The sequence below is a fragment of the Pseudonocardia yunnanensis genome (assembly GCF_039534065.1).
Taxonomy (GTDB): Bacteria; Actinomycetota; Actinomycetes; order Mycobacteriales; family Pseudonocardiaceae; genus Pseudonocardia; species Pseudonocardia yunnanensis.
The window spans coordinates 106,995-132,997 of the sequence record NZ_BAAAUS010000016.1; the positions used below are offsets into that span (position 1 = coordinate 106,995).

Genomic DNA, 26,003 nt, shown 5'->3' on the forward strand with positions numbered 1-26,003 from the left:
TCCCCACCACATCCAGGGGTCGGCCATGACCCCGGAGCGAGGTCAACGATGTCCCTCGACCCATCCACCCTGCGGCTGCCCGGATTCGTCGACGAGCGCCGCGTGAGCCGGTTCCAGTACGCAGTGATCACCCTGTGCGGGCTGGTCATGTTCCTCGACGGGTTCGACACCCAGGCCATCAGCTACATGGCTCCGCACATCGCCAAGGAGTGGGGCCTACCCACCGCGGTGCTCGGCCCGATCTTCTCCTCCGCCCTGGTCGGGCTGATGATCGGCTACCTCCTGCTGTCGCCGCTGTCCGACCGGTTCGGCCACAAGCGCGTCATCGTCGTGGCCGTGGCCGGGTTCGCGGTGTGCACGCTCGTGGCGGTCTGGTCCGCGGGCGTCACCGAGCTGATCGTCCTGCGGTTCCTCACCGGGCTCGGTCTCGGTGCCGCCGCGCCGAGCTGTGTCGCGATGACCGGCGAGTTCAGCCCGAAGCGCCTGCGCGCCACCTTCGTCCTGGCCATCTACTGCGGGTTCTCACTCGGCTTCGTGGTTGCGGGTCTGGTGGCGGGCTGGCTGATCCCCATCCACGGTTGGCGCTCGGTGTTCTGGGTCGGGGCGCTCGCCCCGCTCGTCCTCCTGCCGCTGCTGCTGCGCTTCCTGCCCGAGTCGCCGGTCTTCATGCTCCGCCGCGGCCAGGACCCGCAGCGCGTCTACGCGATCTTCCGACGCATCGATCCCACGCTCGTACCGACGGAGGCGCCGCGGTTCGACGTCGCCGGTGAGGACTCCGGGAAGCGCGCCGCTCTGAGCAGCCTGTTCACCCGGGACCGTGTGCTCGGCACCGCCGTGCTCTGGTTCGTCTTCGCGATCAACCTCGCCGAGTTCTACGCCTTGCAGAGCTGGTTGCCGACGATCCTTCAGGGGCTCGACTACGACATGAGCGTGGTGGTCACCACCACGACGCTCACCACTGTCGGCGGCATCGCCGCGGCGTTCATCACCGGGCCCGCGATGGACAGGATCGGCGCCTACCGCACGCTGGGCGTGTTCTACCTCGCGGGAGCCGTGTTCGTCGCGGCGACCGGTATCGCGTTCGGCGCCCCGCTGTGGGTGCTGATGATCGCGAACTTCCTCGCAGGCTGCGCGATCAGTGGTGGGCAGAAGAGCCTGATCGCACTCGCCGCGGTGTTCTATCCGGCCTCGATGCGCTCCACCGGGGTCGGCTGGGCGCTCGGGATCGGCCGCATCGGGGGAATCCTCGGTCCGATCATCATCGGCGCGGCACTCTCGGCCGAATGGTCGGCGGGTGCGGTCTTCTACGCGATGGCCGTGCCGGTGCTGGCGGCCGGCCTGGCGGTGCTGGTACTGGACCGCCGCTACGGCACCCACGAAACCGAGCCCGCACTGGCCGCGAGAGCTTGATCGACGGCACACACTGTGGGGCTTCCGCACATGCGGCCGAAGGCGTGTGCGGAGGCCGCTCGGTGTGTGCGGTCGGCGAACGACCTGGCGGAGCAGGGTCCTTGGTCCGTGTACCGGGAGCCCCACGCCTCCGTGCGGGCAGGGCGAGTCGCGCTTAGCGTCCGGATTCAGGCGATTCCCAGGAGGACAGAGTGCGCATTCGCGAGATCATGTCCAGCCCCGCCGTCGTCGTCCCACCGGAACTGCCGGTGAAGGACGCCGCGGCGCTGCTCGCTTCCCACGGCTTCACAACCCTGCCCGTGGTGGCCGGGGATGGTCGCCTGGTCGGGGTCGTGGGCGAAGCGGAACTCCTGGCGGATCGTTTCCCGCCCGACCGGCGGATTCCGCTGGACGAGCGCGAGGACCGGGATCCCGGCGCCGTGGTTGCGGATGTGATGGTGCGCGACGTGCTCACCGCGCATCCGCAGGAGGGCGTCGCGGACCTGCTGACCGTGCTCCGTTCGGCGAACGTCAGGTCCCTCCCCGTCGTCGAGGACGGCGTGGTGATCGGCGTGATCACCTACCGGGACCTCGTGCGCGCGCTCGCCCGTGACGACGGCCTGATCGAGGCCGACGTGCGGCGCAGGCTCAACCTGTGCGGAGGAGTGGGCCGCTGGCGGGCGACGGTGCAGGACGGCGAAGTGACGATCTTCGACGAGCGCAGGGACCCCTCCGACCGGAACGCGGCAGTTCGCGTGGCCGAGTCGGTGATCGGGGTCACCCGATGCCGAGTGGTGGAGACGTCGCCGCTCGGTGGGTGACGCCGGCTCGGTGACACTGCGCCTCGTCGGGGCGGGGCGCCGGTTCGTTCTACGACTCCTCGCACATCACGGTGGTGGGTCGACTTATCTCGCTCCGCGCCGAACGGCCGAGTCGGCCAGCAGGATGTCACTGCTGGGATGTCTTCGCCCCGTTCGAGGCGTCGCGCCCCGGCGGGTCCGGCTTCTGCTCGTCGGGCCCGTGCGCACCGGCCGGCCGTTCCGCTTTGTCGATCTTGTCGCCCTTGTCGTCCGCCCTCCCGGGAGCCCCGGCGGAGTGGTCGGGCCGAAAGGGATTGTGTGCCTGCCCGGGAGCGCTACCGGAGTAGCCCGGTGCCGCACCGGAGCCGTCGAATGCGGCGTCGGCATGGCCTGGCGCCGATTCGGATCTGCCCGGAGCGTTGCCGGACTGCTCGGGGGCTGACGTGCCGTGCAGACCGGCGCAGTAGGCCGCCACTGCGTCGGGGTCTCCCGCGGCAGCCACCAGCGCGGTGAACGCCTGGCTCTCCGCGGCCTTGCCGGGATCGTCCGCTGCGGCGGTGGTCCAGGCGTGGCAGAGGCCGGCCATGGACGGCTCGGTTGCGGGATTGCTCTGTTCGCCCGCCTGTCCGGCTGCGCCCGCCGGCCGGTCGGGGCCGTCCTGCCGGGCCGGCTCGGCGGACGCGGTCGGGCGTCCCTCGGTGCTGGTGTGCGCGCCGGCGGGTTGGTCCTCGCGAACTCCCGTGGACTGCGCGGCGAGCGCTATACCCCCGGTCGCGCCGGCCACCAGGGCGATCGCGGCGATGGCCTTCGCTGCCAGGATCTTGGACAGGACTGTGCTGAGCGTCGATGTTCTCCGAGGCTGGTGGCTGGGAAGCGCCGCGGTTCGTGGTGCGTCGACGAAGGCCGCCAGGGCGGCGCCTTCGCCTGCAAGCTCACTCGACGTTCCGGGGCCGGCGGCGACGTCGAGCAGGTGACGGAGGTCGGCAGGCCCGTCGCCGCCGTCGAGCAGTCGTTCGGCGGCGGGGCGGGTCAGCCGGACCGGATCGGAGGTGCGCATCTCGTTCCGTCCAGCGCCGTGGCCTCCTGAACCGTTACGCATGCCCGCCACCCGCTGTCCATCGGTCCTCCTCCAGCCGGCGCGCGAGGCGCCGTAGGCCGCGGTGCGCAGCGACCCGCACAGTGCCGGGGCGCTTGCCGAGCACTCGGGCCGCCGCCGGCGCGTCGAGCCCGACGACCGCGCGCAGCAGGACGGCCTCGGCCTCGGCCCGTGGCAGAGCCAGAATGTGCTCCATCGCCCACCGGGTGGACAGAGCCTCCATCCCCGCGTCGTACGGCTGCCGCGGTTCGGGCACGTCGGCGAGAACGGCGATGTCGGCCGGAGTCGCGGAACGCCTGGTTCGCGTGCGCGCCACATCCATCGCCCGGTTGCGGCAGATCGTGCTCACCCAACCGCGGAACCCGTCGAGATCACCGGCGAAGCCTCGCAGGTCGCGTGTGACCTGCAGCCATGTCTCGGCCGTCACGTCCTCGGCCTCGCCGCCCACCAGCACGGTGGCGTAGCGCAGCAGCCGAGGCTGGAGATCCCTGTACAGGAGCACGAACCCCGCCTCGTCGCCGCGACGGGCCGCACGCAGCGCCTCGTCCAGGTCGGGATCGGCAGGGCCGGGTTGGGGCCCGGGCGGGGCTATTTCGCCCGCGGCAGCGCGCACGCGTCCTCCACGTCGGTCGGGGACGGAAGGTGCGGAGCAATGGGGGAGCGCAACCGCTGACCGTCCGTCCCCTCAGCGCCGCGGGCGCCGAGACCGTTACGCGGCCGGTCCGCCCACTTCGCTCAAGGCTCGCGGCCGTGCTGGTGGAGGCAGGTGCCCGGGCTACGCGGCCCCCGCCTCGCGGACGGCCTCGCGCTGCAGCTCGATGCCGGTCTTCGTGCGCAGCGGGACCTCCTTGATGGTGAGCACCGCAATCAGCGTGACCACCGACAGGACGGCTGCGATGAGGAAGATCTGCGAGGTGGCGTCGCCGTAGGCGGCCCTGACGATGTCGGCGAGGGCGTCGGGCAGCTCGTTGAGGCTTCCGATCCCGACGCTGCCGGCGTCGCTACCGGCGGGGACCGGGACGCCGGCCGTGGTGATGCCGAGCACGGTCAGGTCGGTCACTCGCGCGGCGAGCACGGCTCCGAGCACCGACACACCCACCGTCCCGCCCAGCGAACGGAAGAAGGACACCGTCGAGGTGGCCGCACCGAGATCGGTGCCGGCCACCGTGTTCTGCACGGCGAGCACGAGGTTCTGCATCGTCATGCCCATTCCGGTGCCGAGCAGGAAGAGGTAGACGCCGAGCACGACCATGTTCGTCGCGTGGTCGGTGGTGGCGAGCAGTCCGAAGCCCGCGACCATGAGGACCGAGCCGCCGACGAGGAAGCCCTTCCACCGTCCGAGCCGGGTGATGAGCCGGCCGGACAGCGTGGACGATGCCGTCGAGCCGATGATCATCGGGAGCGTGAGCAGGCCGGCGGCCGTGGGTGAGTAGCCGCGGGCGATCTGGAAGTACTGGCCGAGGAAGACGGCGCTGCCGAAGAGCGCCACCCCGACGGCGATGCTGCCGACGGTCGCCAGCGTGGTGGTGCGGTCGCGGAACAGCCGCAGCGGGATGATCGGCTCCTTCACCTTCGTCTCGACGAAGACGGCTGTGGCCAGTAGGGCGACGCCGATCGCGGCGAGCAGCAGCGACGTTCTCGACCCCCACGCGAACTCGGTGCCCGCGAGCGTCACCCAGATCAGCAGGTCGCAGACACCGCCGGCGATGAGGGCCGCGCCGAGGTAGTCGATGTGGACGGGGCGCTTGATCACCGGGATGTTGAGGGTGCGCTGGACCACGATGAGCGAGACCAGCGCGAGCGGGGCGCCGACGAAGAAGCACCAGCGCCAGCCGAGCCAGCTCGTGTCGACGATGACGCCGCCGATCAGCGGTCCCGCCACCGTGGCGACGGACATCACGCCTGCGATCGGCCCGGTGTATCGGCCGCGCTCTCTCGGGCTGATCATCGCCGCGATGGCGATGACCACCAGTGCCTGCAGCCCGCCGAGCCCCAGGCCCTGCACGGTCCGCCACGCGATCAGGGTGTCGACCGACTGCGACAGACCGGCGAGCACCGAACCGGCCGTGAAGATCAGGATGGCGAGCTGGACCAGCAGCTTCTTGCTGAAGAGGTCGGCGAGCTTGCCCCAGATCGGGGTGCTGGCGGTGGACGACAGCAGGGTCGCGGTGATGACCCAGGTGTACTGGTGCTGCGTCCCGTGCAGATCGGTGATGATCGTCGGGAGCGCGTTCGACACGATCGTCGAGGACAGGAACGCGGTGAACATCGCCAGCAGCATCCCGGAGAGTGCTTCCAGGGTCTGCCGGTGCGTCATCCGGCCGTCGTCCTCGGCGGATGACGGTTCCGCAGGGTCGCGCGGTAGGGCAGTGGGCTGGGTGTCGGACACCCCGTCGGTAGACGTGGCCAAGGTCGTTCTCCTCGTACTTCGGGTGTTCGGCGAGCGGCCGCCGGTCGCGTCAGCGCGCGGCGGGCGTCGTCGGGTGGGGGAGTGTCGGACGGGACGGGGCCGGCGCCGTCTGCCGAAGGTCGTCGGCGAGCCGATGGAGCGACACCACGAGATGGTGGGCGTCGTCGTCGTCCCAGTCCTCGAGCGCCTGCGCGACCCATCCGATCCACTCGCCCCTGTATCGGGCGATGGCGTCGCGTCCTGCGTCCGTGATGCCCAGAAGCTGCGCCCGCCCGTCGACCGGGTCGGGACGGCGGGCCACGAAGCCCGAGCGCGCCAGCGTCGCGACCTGCCGGCTCACCACCGACGGGTCGACGCAGAGGCGTTCGGCCAACTCGCCCATGCGCTGCTCCCCGTGCCGGTCGAGAGCGACGAGCGTGGTGACGGACGCGCCGGGTAGATCACCGAACAGCGCAGCTTGCCTGGCGCCCCGTCCTGTACGGACGATCGTCCGCAGCGCCTCGATGAGATCCGCGGCGGTCGTCGACGCGATCACTGTCCCCCTCCATGGTTGATACATGCAAACTAACTCAAGTTAGTTGTATGTAGCAACCTTCAAAAGTGTGGTGATGCCGAGCCCTACTTCTGCGGGGCCCGGGTGAAGCCCTCGGGGACCACGAGGTCGTCGGGCCCGAGGTCGTGGATCGAGGTTCTGCCCAGGCCGAGCAGGGTTTCGTCGATTCCGCTGCGGAGGATGGCGAGGACGTTGCTGACGCCCTTCTCGCCGCCTGCGGCCATGCCCCAGAGGTAGGCGCGTCCGATCATGACGGCGCGGGCGCCGAGGGCGAGGGCTTTGACCACGTCGCTGCCGCGGCGGATGCCGCCGTCGAGGAGGATCTCGATCTGGTTGCCGACGGCGTCGGCGACGGCGGGCAGCAGCCGGATCGTGGCCGGGGTGGAGTCGAGGTTGTTGCCGCCGTGGTTGGACACCGAGATCGCCGTGGCGCCGATGTCGAGCGCGCGACGGGCGTCGTCGGGGTGGGTGATGCCCTTGAGCATGAACGGCCCGCCCCACTGCTCGCGCAGCCAGGCGAGGTCCTGCCACGTCGGCAGGGGAGTGGACATCCATTGCCCGTAGGCGCCGAAGAATGTGGGCACCTGCTCGCCGGGTGCGACGAGGTTGGGCACGCCGAGGTCGGGCAGCTTGCGGTGCTTGAGCCACTGCATCAGGTAGGCGGGTTTGAGCGCGACCTGGGGTGCGTAGCGGGCCATCGCCTTGAGGTCGAGCTTGTCGGGGATGAAGGGGCTGCCCCAGTCGCGGCGTGAGTCGAAGACCCAGTCGAGGGTGACGATCAAGCCCTTGGCACCTGCGGTGCGGCCGCGTTCGGCGCGGGCGAGGATGGCGTCGCGGTCGCCGACCCAGTAGGTCTGGAAGAAGAGCTTGTCGTTCGCGGCTGCGACGTCCTCCACGGGCTTGGACGCGAAAGAGGACAGGCCCATCGCGGTGCCCGCGGCGGCCGCCGCACGGGCGACGGCGACCTCGCCGTCGGGGTCGACCGCCTGCACGCCGGTGGGGGAGATCAGCACGGGGAAGCTGACTTCTTGGCCCATCACGGTGGTGGCGAGCTCGCGCGCGGCGGGCAGGTCGGCGACGTGCGGGCGGAAGCCCAGCTCGCCGAAGGCGGCGACGTTGTCGTCCATCGTGACGCCGGCTTCGGCGCCCGCCACGAGTGCCAGGTAGACGCCCTTGGGCAGTCGCCGCTTCGCGCGCCGCTGCGCTTCCGCGACCGTCTCGAACCAGTCCCTCGTGCTGGCCATCTCAGAACTCCGTCACGCCGGCGTCGGGGGCGATCTCGTGCGCCGTGACGAACTTCGACTCGTCGGAGGCGAGGAACAGCACGGTGTCGGCGATGTCCTCGGGTTCCGTGCCCTCGACGGGCAGGAGGTTCGTGAACATCCCGCCCAACCGGGGGTCGCCCGCCATCGCCTTGCCGAGCACGGCCTGCATGTCTCCGGAGCCCATCGGGGTGTTCACGCCGGTCGGGTGCACGCTGTTGACCCGGATGTGGTGCTGGGCCAGTTCGGCGGCGAACGCCTTGGCCATGCCGCGCACGGCGAACTTGCTGGCGGTGTACGGGACCATGAACGGCTGCACCTTCAGGCCCGCGGCCGAGCTGATGAGGATGATGGAGCCCCCGCCTGCGGTGACGAGGTGCGGGGCGCCCGCCATGACGGTGTTCCACACGCCGGTGACGTTGGTGCTGATCGTGTCGTCGAAGATCGTCGGGGTGACCTCGTTCCATGGCGCCGGAATGCAGATCCCGGCGTTGGCCACCACGATGTCGAGCCTTCCCAGCTCGGCGACGGCGTCGTCCACGGCCGTGCGCAGGGCGCCAAGGTCGCGGACGTCCAGTTGGCCGGTGATCACCCGGCGGTCGTGCTTCTCGACCTGGCGGACGGTCTCCTCGAGATCCGCGGGCGTCGCCGAGTCGTAGGCGACGCCGGGCAGCGGCGCGCACACGTCGATCGCAATGATGTCGGCGCCCTCCTGGGCCAGCCGCACGGCGTGCGCCCTGCCCTGCCCTCGTGCGGCGCCCGTGATCAGCGCGACCTTGCCTTCGACGCGTCCTGACATCGACTTCCACTCCCTTTATCGGCGACCGAGGCCTGCGGGAGCGCGGTATCGCACGCGCCGCCGCACCTTTGTGGCATCGAGTGCCACTATAGGGATGACTGTCCGATGTACACCTACCGACACGTAAATGTGATCAGTGTCGGGAAGGCCGTCGCATCTCCGGTTCGGGCAGCCCCGACCGGTCGGGCGGCAGGGGCACGCAGCCCTCGACCGCCGTACCGGCGCCCGGCCGCGAACGCACCTCGACCCGGCCGCCGACAGCGCGCATCCGGGCCTGCACGTTGCCCAGCCCGCGGCCCGGCGAGCCGGACCTCGCACCCTGGTCGTATCCCGGGCCCTCGTCGCGCACGGTGAAGCACAGCCGATCGTCGACCGTCGCCAGGCGCACCACGACGTCCGCGCCCGGCGCGTGTTTGCAGGCGTTGTTGACCGACTCCAGGCAGCAGAAGTACACGGCGGCCTCGACGGGGGCGGGGAACCGACGGTCCGCGTCGAGGCCGGCGACGTCCAGCACGACCGGCGGCACGTTCAGGAGCTCCAGCTCCAACGCCGCCACCAGACCGCGTTCCGCCAGCACCGGGGACGACACGCCGGTTGCCGTGGCGGCGAGCACCGCCTCCGTACTCCCGATCTGCTCGGCGATCCGGTCGAGCTGGTCCCGGGCCTGCTCGAACTGCGCCGTCTCGACCTGGTGTTCGGCCAGCCCGAGGGTCAGGCGCAGGGACACCAGACGATGCTGCGCGCCGTCGTGCAGGTCACGCTCGATCCGGCGTCGTTCACTGTCCATCTCCGCGATCGTCCGGCGCCGCGACACCGCGATGTCCTCGGCGCGCGCGAGCACCGCTCGGAGCTGGCGGTCGAGCTCGATTCCGGCCCGGTTCGCCTGCATCACCACGCCGAGGCTGTCGGCGATGTCCGTCAGCAGGCGCCGGCGTTGCGCGTACAGGCCGACGACAGCGCCGCGGTCCACGGCGATCGATCCGATGCGCTCCTCGCCGTGATGTACGGGTTCTTCGATGAGGTCGTCGATACCCGGGCCGGTGCCGGCTTCGGCCCACCAGTAGGTGCGGTCGCGCATCCCTGGCCGGATCACGGTCAGCCGGCACATGGTCGCCCCCAGGCCCCGGGCGACGGCCTCCGCGACCCGGGCCAGATCCGGTCCGTTCCGCGGGGTGGAGCGCGACAGCTCCGTGATCCCGGCGAGCACGTTGTACGGCGTCGGTCGGGTTCCGTAGAGCAGCCGGTCGACCAATCTCTCGGCGCGAACGTGCACGGGGAGGAACGACAGCGCTTCCAGTGTCGTTGCGAGCACCGCGACCACGACGACGCCCCCGAGGATGCCTGCGCTGACCATGACCCCGGCGATCACGCCGGCGATCGCCTCGACGACCGCGAATTCGCCGCCGACCAGCGCCACCACCAGCGTCGCGGCCAGCCACAGGCTCAGCACGCGCTCCGCGGTCCACAGCCCGGTCCGTCGGGTGACCACCAGAACCGCCGCGGCGACCGCGGACGATGCGAACCGTGCGAACCAGAACAGCAGCGCTGTCGGCTGCTCGATCCCGCCTGCCGCCAGCGCCGTCTGATCGTGGACGATGGGGCCGGTCCACCCGAGCTGCCACCACAGCTGAGTGATCAACCCCAGCACGGCGGCCACCGGGAGCACGGCTGCCACCACGGTGAACAGCAGCCGGGCCTGGGTGCGCTGTTCCATCGTCAGGCCGGTGCCGACACGGTGTCGCGGTGTCACCGCGAGCGCGAGCAGCGGGACGAGGAATCCGAAGAAGACCACGCACCCGAGCGTGCGCGGCAGCAGGGCGGTACCGACGCCGACGAGCAGGAGCACACCCAGACCCGTGGCGATCAGGCTCCTGCGCACTCCGGAACCGGCCAGCGGGAGCTGCCCCGAGGGGAAGAGCAGCAACGCCAGGACGTAGGCGGCGCACGCGACGGCAGGCAGGAGCACCCGGTACACGCCCTCGACGGGCAGACCCGTCGTCGCCTGCAGCGCGACCGCCCCCGCGTACGCCTGCAGGTTGAACGCGCCGGCAGACGCGATCATGGCGACGGACAGCAGCCGAATGGGCCGGCCGTGCAGACGCGAGGCCAGCAGAACTGCGGCGACGACGAGGTTGAGCAGGCTGAACGCGTAGTCCAAGGCGGCCTGATCGAGAGGCTCGTTGAACGGCTTCGCCTCGAGCACACCCGGCGCGGTGTCCGTGAGCAGAACCAGAGCACCGCCCACCAGAAGGCTGATCGAGAGAACGACGCACATCACGAACGCCACCGCGTATCCCGCGGTGGCGAGCCGGGACGGGCCGAACTCTCTCACCGCATCCACGCCTCCTCTGGCGCCTGCCCGATCTGCGGCTCGAGCCGGTCGGGCAACCAGGCATCGAGGATGATCACGCGCGCCGTCCCCCGCGACGTGGTCCCATCGGGTCGGACGGCGGGATCGATCAGTGCGAGCTCCCCTCCCAGAGTCGCGAGTCGCTCGGCGTCGCCTGCGAGCGCGTCACGCACCTGCTGGGCGGCGACGACCGGCGCCGTGTCCTCGACACGCACGCTCAACCGGCCGTCGGCATGTTCGAGGTGTACCAGCAGCTCGCGCTCGGCGGGCCGGCCCGCGAGCTGCTGGATCGCGGAGGCGGTGAGGTAGTAGATCCCGGACTCGACCTCCCAGCTCAGCCGCCGGCCGAGGTCGCCGGTCAGTCGCACCGGCCGTGGCAGGTCGGCGGCCAGCTCCTCGAGAGCCGCCATCGGCCCCTGGTCGCGCAGAACCGCCGGGTAGACGCCACGGGCGATCACCCGGAACCGGTCGATCAGATCCTCGAGCCCGACGCGGGCCCGCTTCAGCGCATCCATCGCCGTTGCTGCCCGTTCCCGCCCCGGGGTGAGGACGGACCGCGCCACGACCACCTCGTCCCGCAGCGTCGCGAGCCGATCGACGGTTGCGTACCCGAGCTCCACGACCAACCGGCGTCGTTCGATCTCGCGGGCGTGGGCGAGACGTTGCCGGGACGACTCGAGCTCGGTGGCCAGATCGTCGGCCCGGCGGATCCGTTCCGCCAGCTCGGCGTTGAGCGCGACGCTGCGCAGCAGCAGACCCGCCCCGTTCGCCACGTCGTGCATCAGCCGCTTGTCCTCGGGGGTGATCGCGGCGTCCGGTTTCCCGATGGCCAGCACCGCGCGCAACACCGATCCGTCGAGCACCGGGACGACGTAGTCGGTGTCAGGTCGGCTGAGCAGGACCGCGAGGCTCTCGACGGTCGGCGGTGCGGTGTCGTGGGGTGGCTGGGCGGCCGCGCTGACGAGGCGGTCGTCGACGGCGAGCCATACGACGGTCCGGCTCGCCCCGGTGCCGCTCGCCACCACCTCCGTGAGTCCGGGAAGGGCCTGCTCGAGGGAGCCCGCACGGATACGTGCCGCAGCCGCCGCCAGCGCGGAGTACGGAGTCACCTCGCGGTGGTGGGTCAACCGGCCGACCAGGCGGTCGACCCGCGGCCGCACCAGCCCGAGACCGACCACGCACAACGCGGCTGCCACGAACGGCAGCAGCACGGCGAACGACGCCGCGGATCCGAGCACCGTGCCGCCACCCCGCACCACGACCGTCAGGACCACGGCCACAAAAATGCTCACCAGCAGCGGCCGTGCCAGCTGCGCCACAATCGTCCGGTTCATCCCGCACCACCGGTCTCAGCCGGATCCCGTCCGGCTGCTACACGCTAAACGCCCTGGTGGCCGTGGCCAAGGATGCTGCCGAAAGTAGGGTTTGCCCCCTCTGGCATGGGGTTCTCCCGAGTCGTTCGGGGGTGTACTCCATCGCGGCGTCGACGCAGGGCAGGCACCCTCATCACGGGATGACAACAGGAGACGCCATGGCGAAGAACCTGAGCTCCGCCGAGCTCGACTCCGAGCATGTCGAGCTGCTGCCTGCCCGCACCCTGGTCACGACCTTGCTCATCCCGGCCCCGGCGACCGGCACCGGCGTCGTCACCGCCCTCAGCGGCGGAGTCGACGGCGCTACCCAGACGCCGTGCAACGACGTTCCGTGGTGGTCTCCGAAGCCGCCGGGCTGTAAGTGATGACGGCTCGGACGACGCCCGGACGTCCGAGGAGACCCCCGATGAGCCCCACCGACAGCGCACACGCCCCTCGCACGTCGACCGCCCCTCGACCGGCCGATGGCACCGAGTTGATCGGGCCCTACTCCGGCTCGGGCTTCACCGAACCCCGTTACCTGGCCTGCCGCGGCGACGGGCAGGTCGTGCAGCTCTCGGAGCGGGTGTTCCTGCTGGCGAGGCTGGTTGACGGACGCCGCGATCTCGACGAGCTGGCCGCGGCGCTCGGCGCCGAGATCGACCGGACGGTCACCGCCGCGCAAGTGGCGTTCCTGCTCGACAACAGGCTCCGCCCGGCCGGTCTCATCGCCTCCGACGCCGGGCCGTCGCTCCCGGCCCGTCCGGATCCGCTGATGCTCACGTATCGGGCGCGGCTCGTGCCCGAACGCGTCGTATGGGCGATCGCCGGGTTGCTCGGGCCCCTCTTCGCCTCCCCGGTGGTGGCCCTGATGCTCGCCGGGTTCGCCGCCGTCGACGTCCTCATCCTCGCCGGTGGTGGCTCCGGGCAGATCCTGCCGGCCGTCCGTGCGTTCAGCGACCAGCCTGCGCTGACCGTCCCGGTACTGGCAGTGATCCTCGCCGTGGCCGCGTTCCACGAGTGCGGCCACGCCGCCGCGTGCCGCTACGGCGGTGCCCGACCCGGAGCGATGGGCATCGGGCTGTACCTGGTCTGGCCGGTGTTCTTCAGCACGGTCACCGACGCCTACCGCCTCGGCCGGGCGGCGCGGCTGCGCGTCGACCTGGGCGGGGTGTATGCCAACGCCGTCGCCATGACCGTGATCGGCATGGCGTACCTGACCACCGGCTCACCGTGGCTGCTGGTCGTGCTGGTGGCCCTGCACATCGAGACGATGTGGCAGTTCCTGCCCTCGGTGCGACTCGACGGCTACTACATCCTCGCCGACCTGGTCGGCGTGCCGGATCTGTTCGCCCGCCTCGGCCCGATCCTCCGCAGCCTGCTGCCCGGAGGCGGCGATCATCCACGGGTCGCCGAGCTGACGCCGGTGACCCGCCGCATCGTCGCCTGCTGGGCAGCGCTGACCATGGCGTTCCTGGGCTGGTGGAGCGTCATGTTCGTCGTGCTGGCCCCGCAGATCCTGCCCGTCGTGTGGGCAGCACTGCTCGGGCGTCTCGAGGCGACTGCCACCGCGGTCCGGGCCGCGGATGTCACCGCCGCCGCCCTCGGCGCGACCCAGCTCGTGCTGCTCGTCCTGCCCTACGCCGGCCTCACCCTGATCGCCGTCAACCTCGTCCGCCGTGCTGGACGAACGGCCCGTTGACTCGATAGGTGCGAGCGGACGTGCCGCTCGTCCGCTACTCGGGCCAATCGGAACTCATGATGATGTCGACAAAGTCCTCACGGACGAAGCCGGGCACGAAGTGTGCGAGCACATCGTCATTCATGGTGCCGAACGTGCTGGAGGGGCGGTTCTTCATGCCGTCGGTGAAGGCACGCAGGATTTCGCGTTTGAAGTTCGGGCGAGGATGCGCCTTGACGACCTCGGCGATGTTTTCAGGGCTGATCTCGTCGAGGTCCCACCCCAGGACATCGGTCTCCACCCCTGCGCTGACGAGCGCGGTTTCCGGTTCGAGATGGTCCGGGACGCCGGGGGTGGTGTGGAGGGCGATACCCAGCCAGACGGCGCGGGCATCGGCCGGGCTGTGGCCGTGTTCGAGCAGGAAATCCCGGGCCAGGTCGGCACCGTCCACCTCGAAGCGCTGGTCGGTGCTCCGGTAGCGCTCGGTCAGCCCGAGGTCGTGGAACATCGCGCCGACGTAGAGCAGCTCGGGGTCCACATCGAGCTTGCGATGCCGGCCCTTCAGGCTGCCGAACAGGTACACCCGCCGGCAGTGGTTGAACAGCAGCGGTGAGCTGGCCTCGCGAACCATGTCGGTGGCCGCACGAGCCAGGGCCGTATCCGGGATGGTGACGTCCGCGATCGTTTCGTTCATCGGTTCGCCTTTCGTCGTCTACAACGGTGTGCGCCGGTTCAGGCTGAGTGAGGCCCTGAATCAGTGGAGAGCCGCGATCGCCTCGGCAACGCCGGTGCCATAGTCGGGGTCGGCCTTGGTGCAGTGGTCGATCCAGCGTTGTTTGATCTCGGTGGGGACACCGATCACGGCGCGCGCCGTGTTCTCGAACAGCGCTTGCTGCTGCTCACGGGTCATCTTTCGGAAGAGGTTGCCGGGCTGGCTGTAGTAGTCATCGTCGTCCTGCCGGAAGTCCCAGTGGTCGGCCACTGCGCCGACCGACTCCGGTGGATTGCGATAGCCCGGCTGCTCCTGCCATACCCCGTAGCTGTTGGGTTCGTAGGTCAGCGTGCTGCCGTAGTTCCCGTCGACCCGCATGGGGCCGTCGCGGTGGTAGCTGTACACGGGCACTCGCGGAGAGTTGACGGGGATCTGATGGTGGTTGACGCCGAGCCGGTAGCGCTGGGTGTCGCCATAGGAGAAGAGCCGTCCCTGCAGCATCTTGTCCGGCGAGAAGCTGATTCCGGGAACGACGGCGGCAGGGTTGAACGCGGCCTGCTCGACGTCGGCGAAGTAGTTGTCCGGGTTGCGGTTGAGCTCCCATTCGCCGACCTCGATCAGCGGATAGTCGCCCTTCGGCCAGACCTTCGTGAGGTCGAACGGATGGTAGGGCACGGTCGCCGCGTCGGCCTCGGGCATGATCTGAACGCACAGCTTCCAGCGTGGGAACTCACCCCGCTCGATGGCCTCGTAGAGATCGCGCTGCGAGCTCTCACGGTCTCCGCTGATGACCGCCGCCGCCTCGGCGTCGGTGAGGTTCTTGATCCCCTGCTGCACACGGTGGTGAAACTTCACCCAGAAACGCTCGTTGTCGGCGTTGATGAAGCTGAACGTGTGAGATCCGAAGCCGTGCATGAAGCGATACGAAACCGGGATTCCCCGATCGCTCATGATCATCGTCACGACGTGCAGCGACTCGGGCAGCGAGCTCCAGAAGTCCCATTGGTTCTTCGGGCTGCGCATGTTGGTGCGTGGGTCGCGCTTGATCGCGTGGTTGAGGTCCGGGAACTTGAGCGGGTCGCGGAAGAAGAACACCGGAACGTCGTTGCCGACGAGGTCCCAGTTCCCCTCCTCGGTGTAGAACTTCGCCGCGAATCCGCGGATGTCCCGGTCGGCATCGGCGGCTCCGCGTTCACCGGCCACGACCGAGAAGCGGACGAACATCTCGGTGGTCTTGCCCACCTGTGAGAAGAGCTTCGCCTTGCTGTAGCGGGTGATGTCGTTCGTGACGGTGAAGGTGCCGAATGCCCCGGAGCCCTTGGCGTGCATGCGTCGCTCGGGGATGACCTCACGATCGAAATGCGCGAGCTTTTCCAGGAACCAGATGTCCTGCAGGAGCATCGGCCCACGGGGGCCGGCTGTCTCGACATTCTGGTTGTCGGGTACGGGCGCGCCTGCGGCGGTGGTCAGTCGGCCGGCCGGCCGGCCGTTGCCGGCGGTCACATGGTCTTCGGTCATGGGCCTCTCCGGGTGCTCTCGTGGCTGGGCGTGTCAGGTCGGAATCAGCGGTGCAGCGGTGGCGTCGTACGACGCGGGTCGAAGGAGATCGAGATCGATCCGTACAGCGATCGTCAACCTCCTTCATCGGAGCCCCGAGACATACCTCGCCGTGGGAGGCCAGTCTTGTGCCCGTAGGTGACCGGCGCCCCCGGGTGACTCCCGGGGTTCGCGCGGCCAACCACGGGAAATGCCGGGGTGGCGCACCCCGGGAGTGGTGCGAGGCTGTGAGGAGGGGTGGCGGGGCACCCGGGTTCGGCTGGTTCGACCCGCAGAGCGGTCAGCTCTGGAGGTACCTGAGCACCGCGAGCACCCGCCGGTGCTGCGCGGCGTCCGACTGACGCAGGCCGAGCTTGCTGAAGATGCTGGTCACATGTCGTTCGACCGCCGGCACCGAGACGACGAGCGCGGCGGCGATGCCGGCGTTGGAGCGTCCTTCGGCCATCAGGGTGACCACGTCGCGCTCGCGCGGAGTCAGGTCGTCGAACGGGCTGCCGACGCGCTTGCGAAGGACCAGCCGTTCGATGACGTCCGGGTCCAGGGCCGATTCGCCGGCAGCGACGCGGCACACCGCGTCCACCAGGATCTGGGGGTAGGCGACCTTCTCCTTGAGCAGGTATCCCACGCCCTCCGGCCGCTCGCCGACGAGCTCGCGGGCGTATTGGGCCTCGAGGAACTGCGAGAGCACGACGACGCCGATGTCAGGCATCGTTGCGCGGATCTCCAGCGCGGCGCGGAGCCCGTCGTCCTCGAGGTCGGGAGGCATGCGGATGTCGGCGATCACGACATCCGGATGGTGCGTACGGGCCGAGTCGAGCAGGTCCGGTGCGTCGACGGCCACACCCACCACGTCGACGCCGGCGCGTTCGAGAACGCGCACGATGCCCTCTCGGACCAGCGTCTGGTCCTCACCGACGACGACGCGCAGATGTACGGTCATCGGCCAGGCTCGGCGGCGTGAACCGCCGGACCCTTCGGCCCGGCCGAGGCATGGCAGGCGCACGGGCTGTACGTGCACGGAGTGCCCTCCCTGCTCACGCACGCCCACCTCACGGTTATCGCGGTTCCTCTCGCTGAAATACCTGGTAGTGGCCTCATCGCTCGCACAACGGCGAGCTCGTGTCCTCCGACGAACTGCTGCCGCGGTAGTGGAGCATATCGTCCTGTTACCTGCCGCTTCCGTTCTCGAAACGTCAGCGCGCGTACCGACGCCGAACTGCCGGGATCGATGATCCCCGTTATCGCCTCGCACGGCGAAAGATCGCGAACTCCATCGGGGGTTCCCGGCGTGCAGAGCGTGACCACACGGTTGCGATCTTCAGCCGTCGGCTGCCGGAGGGCAGGGCTGGGTTGACCGCTTTCAGGAGAGGGCGTCCGCCCGAAAAGCGGATATCGAGGCCGGAGGACCGACGTGAATCCTACGGAGGAATTTCTGGCGCTGGTTCTTCTCGACACCCCACAGCCGGTGTGGGCGACAACCACAACGTTGGGATCATCGTCGCCGATCCGGCGGTGTTGGCAGCGCTCGGCTACGACCGGGTTGAGGAACTGTGCGGCTCGCCCAGTCGTGGGACGGAAAACCGGCGAGCCGACCCATTCCCGATGACCGGTTCGTCCGACGCGACGGCTCGACAGGCGGCGATCGATGGCCTGCGCGAGCTGGTCACGGGGCCCTCGGCGGCGAAGTCGTGATCAATTCGCCACAAGGCTCGGGCAGCGTACTGAATGCGCAAATGCCACTGCAGACATGAGCGTAGCCGAGACGGGAGCTACGCTCCCAAGGCGGCGCCCGGCGTAGCGCGCCGGTTTGTCCATCGCCGTGGGGTTGGCCCTAGGGGTGCGGGTTGGCCTTCCTCACGGAATATTTGAGCTAGCTCAATGGACACGGTGCTGTCTGCAGCTGAGGATGGCGGAGTGATAGGAGAGTGACCGCCCAGGTGCCTCCACGTATTGCGCGCATCGGTCTCGATGAACGGCATACCGTCGATTTCACTCATCGGCACGAGGTCGGCGGCCCGGACCGGCCGCCCCGCTCGTGCTGTTGCACCGCTCCCCGAGTGCGGCTGCCACATTCTCGGCGTCATGCTGGAACGCTGATCGAATCTGCTGGCAGGCATCGCCACCCGCTCGCTCGAACGAGGGCACGTTCGAGACGTGCGGGCGGTATGTGAGGAACTCGTCGGGGTAAGGCGGAGACTCGGGATGGATGGCGCGAACGGCTGCAGCCACGAGCACTCGCTGCGGGGCCGGCACAGCGAGTGCGTCGTGCTCGATCGATTGCTGGAGGCCGTGCGGGCAGGGGAGAGCCGGGCGCTGGTGGTGCGTGGCGAGCCGGGCGTGGGTAAGAGCACGCTGCTGGAGTACGTCGTCGAGCGGGCGCCCGGCCGGGTGGCGCGTGCCGCAGGAATCCAGTCCGAGATGGAGCTGGCCTTCGCCGGGCTTCATCAGCTGTGCACCCCGATGCTCGACCGGCTGGACCGCCTTCCCTCTCCCCAGAGCGATGCGCTACGTACGGCCTTGGGCCTCAGTGCCGGGAATCCGCCGGACTGCTTCCTGGTCGGGCTGGCCGTGCTGGGTCTGCTGGCCGAGGCCGCCGATGGACAACCGCTGATCTGTGTGGTGGATGACGCCCAGTGGCTCGACCATGCCTCGGCACAGGCGCTGGCGTTCGCCGCCCGCCGCTTGATGGCGGAGTCCGTGGGGTTGGTCTTCGCGGCGCGCACGGGCGAGGCAGCAGAGCTGGCGGGCCTGGCGCAGCTGGTGGTAGACGGGCTGCCCGATGCCGAAGCGCGGGAGCTGTTGCGCTCGACGCTGCGCGGGCCGCTCGACGAGCGCGTACGTGACCGGATCGTCGCCGAGACCAGGGGGAATCCGCTGGCCTTGCTGGAGCTGCCGCACGGGTTGACGCCGGCGCAGCTGGCAGGCGGTGTCGTCGTGAGCGGTACCGACGCGCTCGCAGGTCAGATCGAGGAGAACTACCGGCGACGACTCGCGGCACTTCCGGCCGAGACTCAGCGGCTCGTGCTGGTCGCCGCGGCCGAACCGCTGGGCGATCCCGTGCTGCTGTGGCGCGCCGTCTCCTTGCTCGACATCAGCATCGCTGCTGCCGCTCCGGCGGCATCGGCCGGGTTGCTCTGGATCGGCAGGCGGGTGCGGTTTCATCACCCCCTCGTTCGCTCGGCCAGTTACCGGGTGGCTTCCCCGGAGGAACGGCGGATCGCGCACCGTGCACTGGCGGAGGCCACCGATCCGGAGGCCGATTTCGATCGTCGCGCCTGGCATGCCGCGCAGGCCACAGCGGGACCGGACGAAAACGTCGCCGCCGACCTGGAGCACTCGGCGGGGCGCGCGCAGGCACGCGGCGGGCTCGCCGCGGCCGCCGCCTACCTGGAACGAGCCGCCGAGCTGACCGCCGACCCGGACCGTCGGGTGCAGCGGGCGCTGGCCGCGGCGCGGGCCACGCACCTGGCCGGGGCACCCGACGCGGCGCTCAAACTGCTGTCCCTGGCCGAGGCGTGCCCGCTGACCAAGCTCCAACGCGCCCGGGTGGACCTGCAACGCGCCCAGATCGCCTTCACGCTCAACCGCGGCAGAGAAGCCCCGCCCCTGCTGCTGCAGGCCGCGAAACAACTCGAGCAACTCGACGTGGAACTGGCGGGTGAGACCTACCTGGACGCCTTGCTGGCGGCCATGTTCGCCGGCGCGCTCGCCGGCGGCGTCAGCGTGCAGGAAGCCGCCCACGCCGCCCGTGCCGCGTCCCCGACGACGCGGACCTCGCGCGCGCCCGATCTGCTCCTCGAGGGCTTGGCGCTGCGGTTCAACGACGGCTACGCCTCAGCGGCGCCGATGCTGAAGCGGGCACTCAGCGCGTTCCGTGGCCATGGCCTGTCCGCGCAGGAGGGGCTGCGCTGGCTCTGGCACGCGTGCATCACCGCCGCCCACCTGTGGGACTACGACACCTGGGAACTACTCGCCACTCGCTTCGTGCGCACCGCACGGGAGGCCGGGGCCCTGACGATGCTTCCCCTTGCCCTCGGCCAACGCATCGGTGTCCACGTCTTCCTCGGCGAACTGGCCGAGGCCGCTTCACTGCACGAAGAGCTGAACTCGGTCACGGACGCGACCGGACATCCCCCACCACCGCTCGCCGCCTTGATGATCGCGGCGTGGCGCGGTCGCGAAGCCGAGGCCTGCGCGCTGATCGAGGCGACCATCACGGAGGTGCTGCAACGCGGGGAGGGCGACGGTCTGATCAAGGCCCAGTGGGCCGCCGCGATGCTGTACAACAGCCTCAGCCGCTACGAGGACGCGCTGACCTCCGCAGAGCAGGCCAGCAGCCAGCCGCCGGTGCTGGGGGTCGCCCCGTGGGCGGCGTTGGCCGAGCTCGTCGAAGCGGCCTCGCGCTGCGGGATGTCCGAACGCGCTGCTGAGGCCTTCGGTCAGCTCATCGACGTCACGCGCGCCAGCGGCACCGACTGGGCGCTGGGCGTCGAAGCCCGCTCCCGTGCGCTGCTGAGCTGCGGTCGCGACGCCGAGCGCGCCTACTGCGAGGCGATCGACCGGCTCGGGCGCACCCGCGTCCGTGGCGAGCTCGCCCGCGCCCATCTCCTCTACGGCGAATGGCTACGCCGGGAAGGCCGACGGCTGAACGCACGCGAGCAGCTACGCACCGCCCACGAGGCGTTCACCGCGATGGGCGCCGAAGCATTCGCCCACCGGGCGGCCTCCGAGCTGCGGGCCACCGGCGATTCCCCACGTAAACGCACGGTCGAGACCAGCACGGCGCTCACGCCCCAGGAAGCGCAGATCGCGGGTCTGGTCCGTGAGGGACTCTCCAACCCCGAGATCGGTGCCCGCCTGTTCATCAGCCCGCGCACCGTCGAGTGGCACCTGAGCCGGATCTTCTCCAAGCTCGACATCACCTCACGCAGGCAGCTCCGCCGCTGACGGAGGAAGTGCCCGCGGCCGGGCCGACGATCGAGGTCGACTTGTCGCATACCGATCGTGGTGTTCGCCCCGAGACGACCCCCGAACATGACGCGAGCCCGGTCGCGGGAGGAGACCGGGCTCGACGAATGGGGGATCCTCAGGGATCGATACTCAGCTCTGCGCCGATCTCGCGCAGCCGGGGCTCGTGCTGACGGGCGTGGTGCCTGCAGAAGAGGAGCTCGTTGCCGGCCGGGAGCAGTGCGCGCATCCGTGCGGCGGCGCTGCAGCGGTCGCAGCGGTCGAAACGGGTGAGAACGGGGAAGTCGTGGATCGTCATGTCGTCACGCCGCCTCGAGCAGGGCTTCACCGGAAGCCGTGAGCCGGGCAGGTCCGTGGTGTGAACCGGCGTGGATCAGACCGGCGGCTGTGAGTCGAGGGCCGGTGAACTGGTCGCTGAGGAACCGGCCGTCCACGACGAGCGTCCCGCCCGTGTCGTCGGCGATCTCGCAGCGGCCCGCGGCGACGGCGCGGAGAACGGCGCGATCGCGGTAGCTGAGGGGGTTGGCGGTGGTGTTCATCATCGTCGTTCTCCTTCCGGCTCTGTCGCTTCTGTGACCCTTGAAGGATCCGTCGCGGGCCCTCTCTCCTGCCATCCCGCTGCCCCCCGAACCACTGGAGCGAACCCGCCAACCGAGAGTGGGGGTTGCCCCCCACCCGACCGACTGCTGCCGGAACGGGCGATTCGCGGGAGAGGAAGTGGCGGCTCGCGGGATGGGAGGGGCGACTCGCGGGGCACCCGCGAGTCGCCCGGGGAAATGCGCCCGGTGCCTAGCCGAATCCGGCCTCGGCGAGGAGGCCGGTCAGCGGGGCCGGGCTGGGCGCGAGCCGCCGAGCGGCCGTGCACCGGTAAGGAACGCAGCTAGCGCCGCATGCGTGCGGCGGCAGCGAGGACGGCCGCCGCGTGCGCCCGGGCGTCCTCCGGGCTGTTCACGGTGCGGCACGGGATCACGAGGATCCGCGCACCGAGGAGGTGGACGCCTCCGGCCCAGGTCACCTTGTAGGGGTCACGTTCGGCGTATCCGGCGGGCCGGATGGGCTCGGGCAGCTCCACGCTGGCGCGTAGCGGCGTCTCCGCCTGCGCAGGGGTCGCGGGAACGCTTCGCAGGGGCGTCGACTCACGCCGGCTCCCGTACAGCTCGATCGAGCACGGCTGTGCGTTCGTGCTGTGCGCGTTCACCTGGGTGTAGCCGGATGGTGACTCGGGCGGCTCCGCCACCTCCGCGGCCGGCTCGCTGCCGGCCGTGGTCGAGCGGACGATCGTCGGCCGGAACCGGGACGGGTGGCGCGCGCCCAGCGGCGCCGACTGACGCTTGTCCGTGGACACTGTCGCCGCGGTTGTGACGGCGTCGACGATCTGGCGGACGATCTCGCTCTTGGCCTCGCTCGTGATGTCGGCCGAGTGCCAGTCGATCGAGGAGGCGATCCGGGTGAACTCGTTCTGGTCCTCCTGCTCGGCCGGATGGGGAGCAGAGGGCCGGACGAGCCGGTAGCCACGAGCGTCCAGCCAGGCAGCCATGTGCACCGGAGCGCGCGTGGCCGGCGCCTTGTTGGTGCCTGAGGCGAGGAGGTAGTCCGTCATCGCGTTGGCAATCACCGTGGCTGTATCCACGGGATGAGAGTGCGCTTCGCCTGCCCTTGTGTCGTCAGGGCCTGCGGGCATCCGCTCTACCGGTTGGCAGGAACCCGCACTGGGTGTCAGCCCGGCCCGCGGGCCCTCGCCGGCGCCGCGCTGGGCCCGGTCGGGCATCGCTCGTTCCGGCTAGCTGCAATGTGCGACGCGCCGACTACTGCGATGCTGAACAGGTGCTGCGACGTTGCCTGATTGTTGACGACAACGAGCGCTTCCTCGAGATCGCCCGTCTCAGCCTTGAACGCCAGGGACTGGAGGTGGTAGGGACCGCGACGACTATCGCCGGGGCCCTGCTGGAGGCGACCGTGTTGCGCCCGGATGTCGTGCTGGTCGACGTCGCCCTGGGGGAGGAGAGCGGGTTCGAGCTCACCCGGCGGCTGGTCGAGGATTTTCCTGAGCTCCGCGCCCGAGTTGTGCTGATCTCCACGCGCGGCGAGGAGGACCTCGCCGACCTGATCGCGTCCAGCCCTGCGGCCGGATTCCTCTCCAAGTCGCTCCTGTCCGCGACCGCCGTGCTCAATCTGGTGGACGCCGGGGGGCGCTGAGCGGAGGCATGAATGCCACGCGGGCAGCGGCATCTCGGCCTGCATCCGGCGCAGGCGCGCGTGGCGGAGCGGCCGGAGGGTCGTCAGGGAGGCGGATTCCGGATTAGCGTCTCGCTGCGGGAGTCGTGAGATGGCACATGTCCGGATTCGACCGTCCGTACTGCGCCGGCTGAGCGGGCTGCTCGTCGGCGTTGTGCTGGTGGCTGCGATCAGCGCTCTGATCGAGGTGCTCGACGAGCACGTTCCCGTCCTGAGCCTGCTGGTTCTCTACCTGCTGGCGGTCCTTCCGGTCGCCCTCCTCTGGGGTTCGACGGCGGCGGTGGCGGTGGCGGTCATCAGTGCCGGGGCCTACGTACTCCTGTTTCTGAAGCCGGCCCGCATCCGGGCCGACGATCCGCAGACCCTGTTGCCGCTGGTGATCTTCCTCATCACCGCGGTCGTCGTCGGGCAGCTCGCGGCGCGGGCACAGCGGCAGGCGCGGGAGTCCGCGAGGCTCACGGAGGAGCAGTCGGCGTTGCGCCGGGTTGCAACCTTGGTGGCACAGGCGAGTCCGCAGTCGGAGGTCTTCGAGGCCGTCACCCGCGAGGTCGGCTTGCTGTGCGGCGCCGACCTCGCGCGCCTGGAACGCTACGAGGACGACGGCACCGTGACCGGTGTCGCCGCCTGGAGCCGCGTGCCGGTGCGGCTGGCCGTGGGCACGCGGTTCGCTCTCGACGGACTGAGCATCGCCGCGCGGATACGGGAGAGCGGCGGTCCCGCGCGCGTGGACGGCTTCACGGGCGCCACTGGCCCGATCGCCGAGGAGGCCCGGCGGCTGAGGATCCGTTCGTCGGTCGGCTCACCGATCGTGGTCGCCGGGCACCTCTGGGGCGTGATCGCGGCCTCGACGCGCAGCCACATCCCGTTCCCGGTCAACACCGAGGCGCAGATGGCGGATTTCACGGAGCTCGTGGTCACCACGATCGAGAACGCGCAGGGTCGCGCCGAGATCGGCGAGCTCCTGGACAACCAGGCCGCACTGCGGCGGGTCGCGACCCTCGTCGCCCGCGGCGCGCCCACGGCGGAGGTGGTCGCCGAGGTCGGGGAAGAGGTCGGCCGAGTGCTCGGAGCCGAAGCCACGATGATCGTCCGGCTCGATCCGGACGGCCTGGTGACGGTGGTGGGCAGCACCGGTGTGCACGGCGAGCGGCTGGCCGAGGGGACCCGGTGGAAGATCGAGCCTCCGCACGCCCTCGCGACCGCGCTGGCCACGGGCAAGCCGGCCATTCTCGACGACATCAGCGAGGTACCCGGCGACTTCGCGGCGGCGATTCGCGATACCGGGATCCGGTCGGCCATCGGCATCCCGATCGTCGTCGGGGGCAAGTCGTGGGGCGCTCTCGCCATCGCGACGCGAAACGCGCACTTCCCCGTCGGCACCGAGCACCGCATGGTGGCCTTCACCGAGCTCGTCGCCATCGCCGTTGCGGACGCGGAGAGCGCGGCCGAGCTCGCTGCCTCCCGAGCCCGGGTCGTCGCAGCGTCGGACGAGGCACGACGGAAGATCGAGCGGAATCTGCACGACGGTGCGCAGCAGCGACTCGTCACGCTGGGGCTCGAGCTGAGTCTCTTGCAGGGCTCGGTGCCGCGGGATCTGGATGAGCTGCGATTCGGGATCGGCCGGATCGCCGCGGAGCTCGCCGAGGTGCTCGACGAGCTGCGCGAGATGTCGCGCGGGATCCACCCGGCGGTCCTCTCCGAGGGAGGGCTCGGATCCGCTCTGCGGGCGCTCGGCCGCCGCTCGACTGTGCTCGTCGAGCTCGACGTCCGGACGCAGGCCCGCTTTCGCGAGCCGGTCGAGGTCGCGGCGTACTACGTCGTCTCCGAAGCGCTGACGAACATGACGAAGCACGCCGACGCCTCGCGCGTGACGATCCTCCTGGAGGAGCGGTACGGGAGCCTGTGGCTCGAGGTTCAGGACGACGGCGTCGGCGGCGCCGATCCGACGCGCGGGTCGGGACTCGTCGGCATCCGCGACCGGGTGGAGGCGCTGGGCGGGACGTTCGAGGTCAACAGCCCGGCCGGCGAGGGCACCCTGGTGCAGGTGACCCTTCCGCTCCTGCCCTGGTGACGGTCGCGGTCAGCGGGCATCCAGGAACGTCAGTACCGCGAGCACACGGCGGTGGCTGTCATCGGTCTCGGGCAGGCTGAGTTTCGTCAGGATGCTGCGCACGTGCTTCTCGACCGTGCCCTCGCTGATCCAGAGCCGGCGTGCGATGCCCGCGTTGGAACGGCCCTCCGCCATAAGGGTCAGGACGTCGCGTTCGCGGGCGCTGACCACGGCGAGCGGGTCGTTGCGCTTGCGCGCGGCCACCAGCTCCTGCACGAGAGCGGGGTCGACGACGGAGCCACCGCGGGCGACCCGTTCGAGCGTCTCGATGAACTCGTTCACCTCGGTGACGCGGCTCTTGAGCAGGTACCCGATGCCCTGGCCGCTGGCGAGCAGCTCCATCGCGTGCTCGACCTCGACGTGGGCCGAGAGTACGAGGATTCCGGTATCCGGCTGCTCCCGGCGGATCTCCCTGGCCGCCTCCAGCCCCTCGTTGGTCTGGGTCGGCGGCATCCTGATGTCGACGACCACCAGATCGGGTGTCGTCTCGCGGACCAGCTCGAGCAGACGGGTGGCATCACCCGCCTGGCCGACGACCTGGAAGCCCGAGCGTTCGAGCAGGCTTGCCAGGCCCTCGCGGAGCAGGACATCGTCCTCGGCGATGACCACACGTAGCGGGGTCATGGCCGCTCGAGCGCTGGTCCTGCGCGGGCGTGGGCGTGCGGATACGGCGCATAGCTCATAGGGGGATTATCCCGACGTCGGGGGCTCGCAGCGAGCCATCGGCAC

The 26,003-nt window shown here is 70.2% G+C and carries 23 protein-coding genes; 8 read left to right on the forward strand and 15 right to left on the reverse strand.

What is annotated here, in order from left to right:
- Positions 1–48 precede the first annotated feature (48 nt).
- Together ABD743_RS16500 and ABD743_RS16505 are read left to right on the forward strand one after the other, a co-directional pair.
- Positions 49–1,410: an MFS transporter gene (locus ABD743_RS16500; protein ID WP_344722964.1), complete on the forward strand. Its 1,362-nt coding sequence runs from the start codon at positions 49–51 to the stop codon at positions 1,408–1,410.
- A 191-nt stretch (positions 1,411–1,601) separates the two neighbouring features.
- Positions 1,602–2,210: a CBS domain-containing protein gene (locus ABD743_RS16505; protein ID WP_344722965.1), complete on the forward strand. Its 609-nt coding sequence runs from the start codon at positions 1,602–1,604 to the stop codon at positions 2,208–2,210.
- A gap of 127 nt (positions 2,211–2,337) precedes the next feature.
- Here the strand turns inward: ABD743_RS16505 and ABD743_RS16510 are convergent, their stop codons facing one another.
- The 8 genes from ABD743_RS16510 to ABD743_RS16545 all read right to left on the reverse strand — a co-directional run bounded on the left by ABD743_RS16510 (position 2,338) and on the right by ABD743_RS16545 (position 11,993).
- The gene (locus tag ABD743_RS16510; RefSeq protein ID WP_344722966.1) at positions 2,338–3,246 is read right to left on the reverse strand and encodes a hypothetical protein; all 909 of its coding nucleotides are present in this window, start codon (positions 3,244–3,246) and stop codon (positions 2,338–2,340) included.
- 34 nt (positions 3,247–3,280) lie between these two features.
- Positions 3,281–3,898, reverse strand: a complete 618-nt coding sequence (locus tag ABD743_RS16515; protein WP_344722967.1) for an RNA polymerase sigma factor — start codon at positions 3,896–3,898, stop codon at positions 3,281–3,283.
- Positions 3,899–4,060: 162 nt separating this feature from the next.
- On the reverse strand, positions 4,061–5,695 hold the full coding sequence (locus ABD743_RS16520) for an MDR family MFS transporter (protein WP_344722968.1): 1,635 nt from the start codon (positions 5,693–5,695) through the stop codon (positions 4,061–4,063).
- Positions 5,696–5,744: 49 nt separating this feature from the next.
- A complete protein-coding gene (locus ABD743_RS16525; RefSeq protein ID WP_344722969.1) occupies positions 5,745–6,230 on the reverse strand; it encodes a MarR family winged helix-turn-helix transcriptional regulator in 486 nt (161 codons plus the stop codon).
- Between the two features lie 83 nt (positions 6,231–6,313).
- On the reverse strand, positions 6,314–7,492 hold the full coding sequence (gene mftD, locus ABD743_RS16530; RefSeq protein WP_344722970.1) for a pre-mycofactocin synthase MftD: 1,179 nt from the start codon (positions 7,490–7,492) through the stop codon (positions 6,314–6,316).
- A 1-nt stretch (position 7,493) separates the two neighbouring features.
- Positions 7,494–8,309 (reverse strand): mycofactocin-coupled SDR family oxidoreductase, encoded by an 816-nt coding sequence (locus ABD743_RS16535; protein ID WP_344722971.1) that lies wholly within the window; start codon positions 8,307–8,309, stop codon positions 7,494–7,496.
- Positions 8,310–8,442: 133 nt separating this feature from the next.
- Positions 8,443–10,650 (reverse strand): sensor histidine kinase, encoded by a 2,208-nt coding sequence (locus ABD743_RS16540; protein WP_344722972.1) that lies wholly within the window; start codon positions 10,648–10,650, stop codon positions 8,443–8,445.
- Positions 10,638–11,993 carry a sensor histidine kinase gene (locus tag ABD743_RS16545; RefSeq protein ID WP_344722973.1) on the reverse strand — a complete coding sequence of 452 codons (1,356 nt, stop codon included), beginning with the start codon at positions 11,991–11,993 and terminating at the stop codon, positions 10,638–10,640. Before ABD743_RS16545 ends, ABD743_RS16540 begins: the two co-directional genes overlap by 13 nt.
- 197 nt (positions 11,994–12,190) lie before the next feature.
- On the opposite strand from ABD743_RS16545, the gene ABD743_RS16550 reads away from it, so the two are divergent.
- Positions 12,191–12,397 (forward strand): hypothetical protein, encoded by a 207-nt coding sequence (locus ABD743_RS16550; RefSeq protein ID WP_344722974.1) that lies wholly within the window; start codon positions 12,191–12,193, stop codon positions 12,395–12,397.
- A gap of 41 nt (positions 12,398–12,438) precedes the next feature.
- Positions 12,439–13,713 (forward strand): hypothetical protein, encoded by a 1,275-nt coding sequence (locus tag ABD743_RS16555; protein WP_344722975.1) that lies wholly within the window; start codon positions 12,439–12,441, stop codon positions 13,711–13,713.
- A 34-nt stretch (positions 13,714–13,747) separates the two neighbouring features.
- On the opposite strand, the gene ABD743_RS16560 is transcribed toward ABD743_RS16555, so the two are convergent.
- The 3 genes from ABD743_RS16560 to ABD743_RS16570 all read right to left on the reverse strand — a co-directional run bounded on the left by ABD743_RS16560 (position 13,748) and on the right by ABD743_RS16570 (position 16,889).
- Complete coding sequence (locus ABD743_RS16560; RefSeq protein ID WP_344722976.1) at positions 13,748–14,386, reverse strand: HD domain-containing protein; 639 nt, start codon at positions 14,384–14,386, stop codon at positions 13,748–13,750.
- 60 nt (positions 14,387–14,446) lie between these two features.
- A complete protein-coding gene (locus ABD743_RS16565; protein ID WP_344722977.1) occupies positions 14,447–15,922 on the reverse strand; it encodes a catalase in 1,476 nt (491 codons plus the stop codon).
- Positions 15,923–16,241: 319 nt separating this feature from the next.
- On the reverse strand, positions 16,242–16,889 hold the full coding sequence (locus ABD743_RS16570; protein WP_344722997.1) for a response regulator: 648 nt from the start codon (positions 16,887–16,889) through the stop codon (positions 16,242–16,244).
- A 539-nt stretch (positions 16,890–17,428) separates the two neighbouring features.
- On the opposite strand from ABD743_RS16570, the gene ABD743_RS16575 reads away from it, so the two are divergent.
- Positions 17,429–17,653 (forward strand): hypothetical protein, encoded by a 225-nt coding sequence (locus ABD743_RS16575; protein ID WP_344722978.1) that lies wholly within the window; start codon positions 17,429–17,431, stop codon positions 17,651–17,653.
- Between the two features lie 510 nt (positions 17,654–18,163).
- Positions 18,164–20,908, forward strand: a complete 2,745-nt coding sequence (locus ABD743_RS16580) for an AAA family ATPase (RefSeq protein WP_344722979.1) — start codon at positions 18,164–18,166, stop codon at positions 20,906–20,908.
- Positions 20,909–21,047: 139 nt separating this feature from the next.
- On the opposite strand, the gene ABD743_RS16585 is transcribed toward ABD743_RS16580, so the two are convergent.
- From ABD743_RS16585 to ABD743_RS16595, 3 genes are all read right to left on the reverse strand, one after another.
- Positions 21,048–21,227, reverse strand: a complete 180-nt coding sequence (locus ABD743_RS16585; RefSeq protein WP_344722980.1) for a DUF7455 domain-containing protein — start codon at positions 21,225–21,227, stop codon at positions 21,048–21,050.
- Between the two features lie 4 nt (positions 21,228–21,231).
- A complete protein-coding gene (locus ABD743_RS16590; protein WP_344722981.1) occupies positions 21,232–21,471 on the reverse strand; it encodes a hypothetical protein in 240 nt (79 codons plus the stop codon).
- Positions 21,472–21,809: 338 nt separating this feature from the next.
- Positions 21,810–22,559, reverse strand: a complete 750-nt coding sequence (locus ABD743_RS16595; RefSeq protein ID WP_344722982.1) for a hypothetical protein — start codon at positions 22,557–22,559, stop codon at positions 21,810–21,812.
- 161 nt (positions 22,560–22,720) lie between these two features.
- Between ABD743_RS16595 and ABD743_RS16600 the strand changes: the two genes are divergently transcribed.
- Positions 22,721–23,125 carry a response regulator gene (locus ABD743_RS16600; protein WP_344722983.1) on the forward strand — a complete coding sequence of 135 codons (405 nt, stop codon included), beginning with the start codon at positions 22,721–22,723 and terminating at the stop codon, positions 23,123–23,125.
- Positions 23,126–23,255: 130 nt separating this feature from the next.
- Positions 23,256–25,235 (forward strand): GAF domain-containing sensor histidine kinase, encoded by a 1,980-nt coding sequence (locus ABD743_RS16605; protein ID WP_344722984.1) that lies wholly within the window; start codon positions 23,256–23,258, stop codon positions 25,233–25,235.
- Positions 25,236–25,244: 9 nt separating this feature from the next.
- Here the strand turns inward: ABD743_RS16605 and ABD743_RS16610 are convergent, their stop codons facing one another.
- Positions 25,245–25,898 (reverse strand): response regulator transcription factor, encoded by a 654-nt coding sequence (locus tag ABD743_RS16610; RefSeq protein ID WP_344722985.1) that lies wholly within the window; start codon positions 25,896–25,898, stop codon positions 25,245–25,247.
- Positions 25,899–26,003 lie beyond the last annotated feature (105 nt).

Coding starts and splice junctions, on each gene's coding strand:
- ABD743_RS16550 (WP_344722974.1), top strand. CDS start 12,191: ATGGCGAAGAACCTGAGCTCCGCCGAGCTCGACTCCGAGCATGTCGAG.
- ABD743_RS16500 (WP_344722964.1), top strand. CDS start 49: ATGTCCCTCGACCCATCCACCCTGCGGCTGCCCGGATTCGTCGACGAG.
- ABD743_RS16585 (WP_344722980.1), bottom strand. CDS start 21,227: ATGACGATCCACGACTTCCCCGTTCTCACCCGTTTCGACCGCTGCGAC.
- mftD (WP_344722970.1), bottom strand. CDS start 7,492: ATGGCCAGCACGAGGGACTGGTTCGAGACGGTCGCGGAAGCGCAGCGG.
- ABD743_RS16510 (WP_344722966.1), bottom strand. CDS start 3,246: ATGCGCACCTCCGATCCGGTCCGGCTGACCCGCCCCGCCGCCGAACGA.
- ABD743_RS16605 (WP_344722984.1), top strand. CDS start 23,256: ATGGCACATGTCCGGATTCGACCGTCCGTACTGCGCCGGCTGAGCGGG.
- ABD743_RS16555 (WP_344722975.1), top strand. CDS start 12,439: ATGAGCCCCACCGACAGCGCACACGCCCCTCGCACGTCGACCGCCCCT.
- ABD743_RS16545 (WP_344722973.1), bottom strand. CDS start 11,993: ATGAACCGGACGATTGTGGCGCAGCTGGCACGGCCGCTGCTGGTGAGC.
- ABD743_RS16580 (WP_344722979.1), top strand. CDS start 18,164: ATGGATGGCGCGAACGGCTGCAGCCACGAGCACTCGCTGCGGGGCCGG.
- ABD743_RS16565 (WP_344722977.1), bottom strand. CDS start 15,922: ATGACCGAAGACCATGTGACCGCCGGCAACGGCCGGCCGGCCGGCCGA.
- ABD743_RS16610 (WP_344722985.1), bottom strand. CDS start 25,898: ATGACCCCGCTACGTGTGGTCATCGCCGAGGACGATGTCCTGCTCCGC.
- ABD743_RS16560 (WP_344722976.1), bottom strand. CDS start 14,386: ATGAACGAAACGATCGCGGACGTCACCATCCCGGATACGGCCCTGGCT.
- ABD743_RS16535 (WP_344722971.1), bottom strand. CDS start 8,309: ATGTCAGGACGCGTCGAAGGCAAGGTCGCGCTGATCACGGGCGCCGCA.
- ABD743_RS16590 (WP_344722981.1), bottom strand. CDS start 21,471: ATGATGAACACCACCGCCAACCCCCTCAGCTACCGCGATCGCGCCGTT.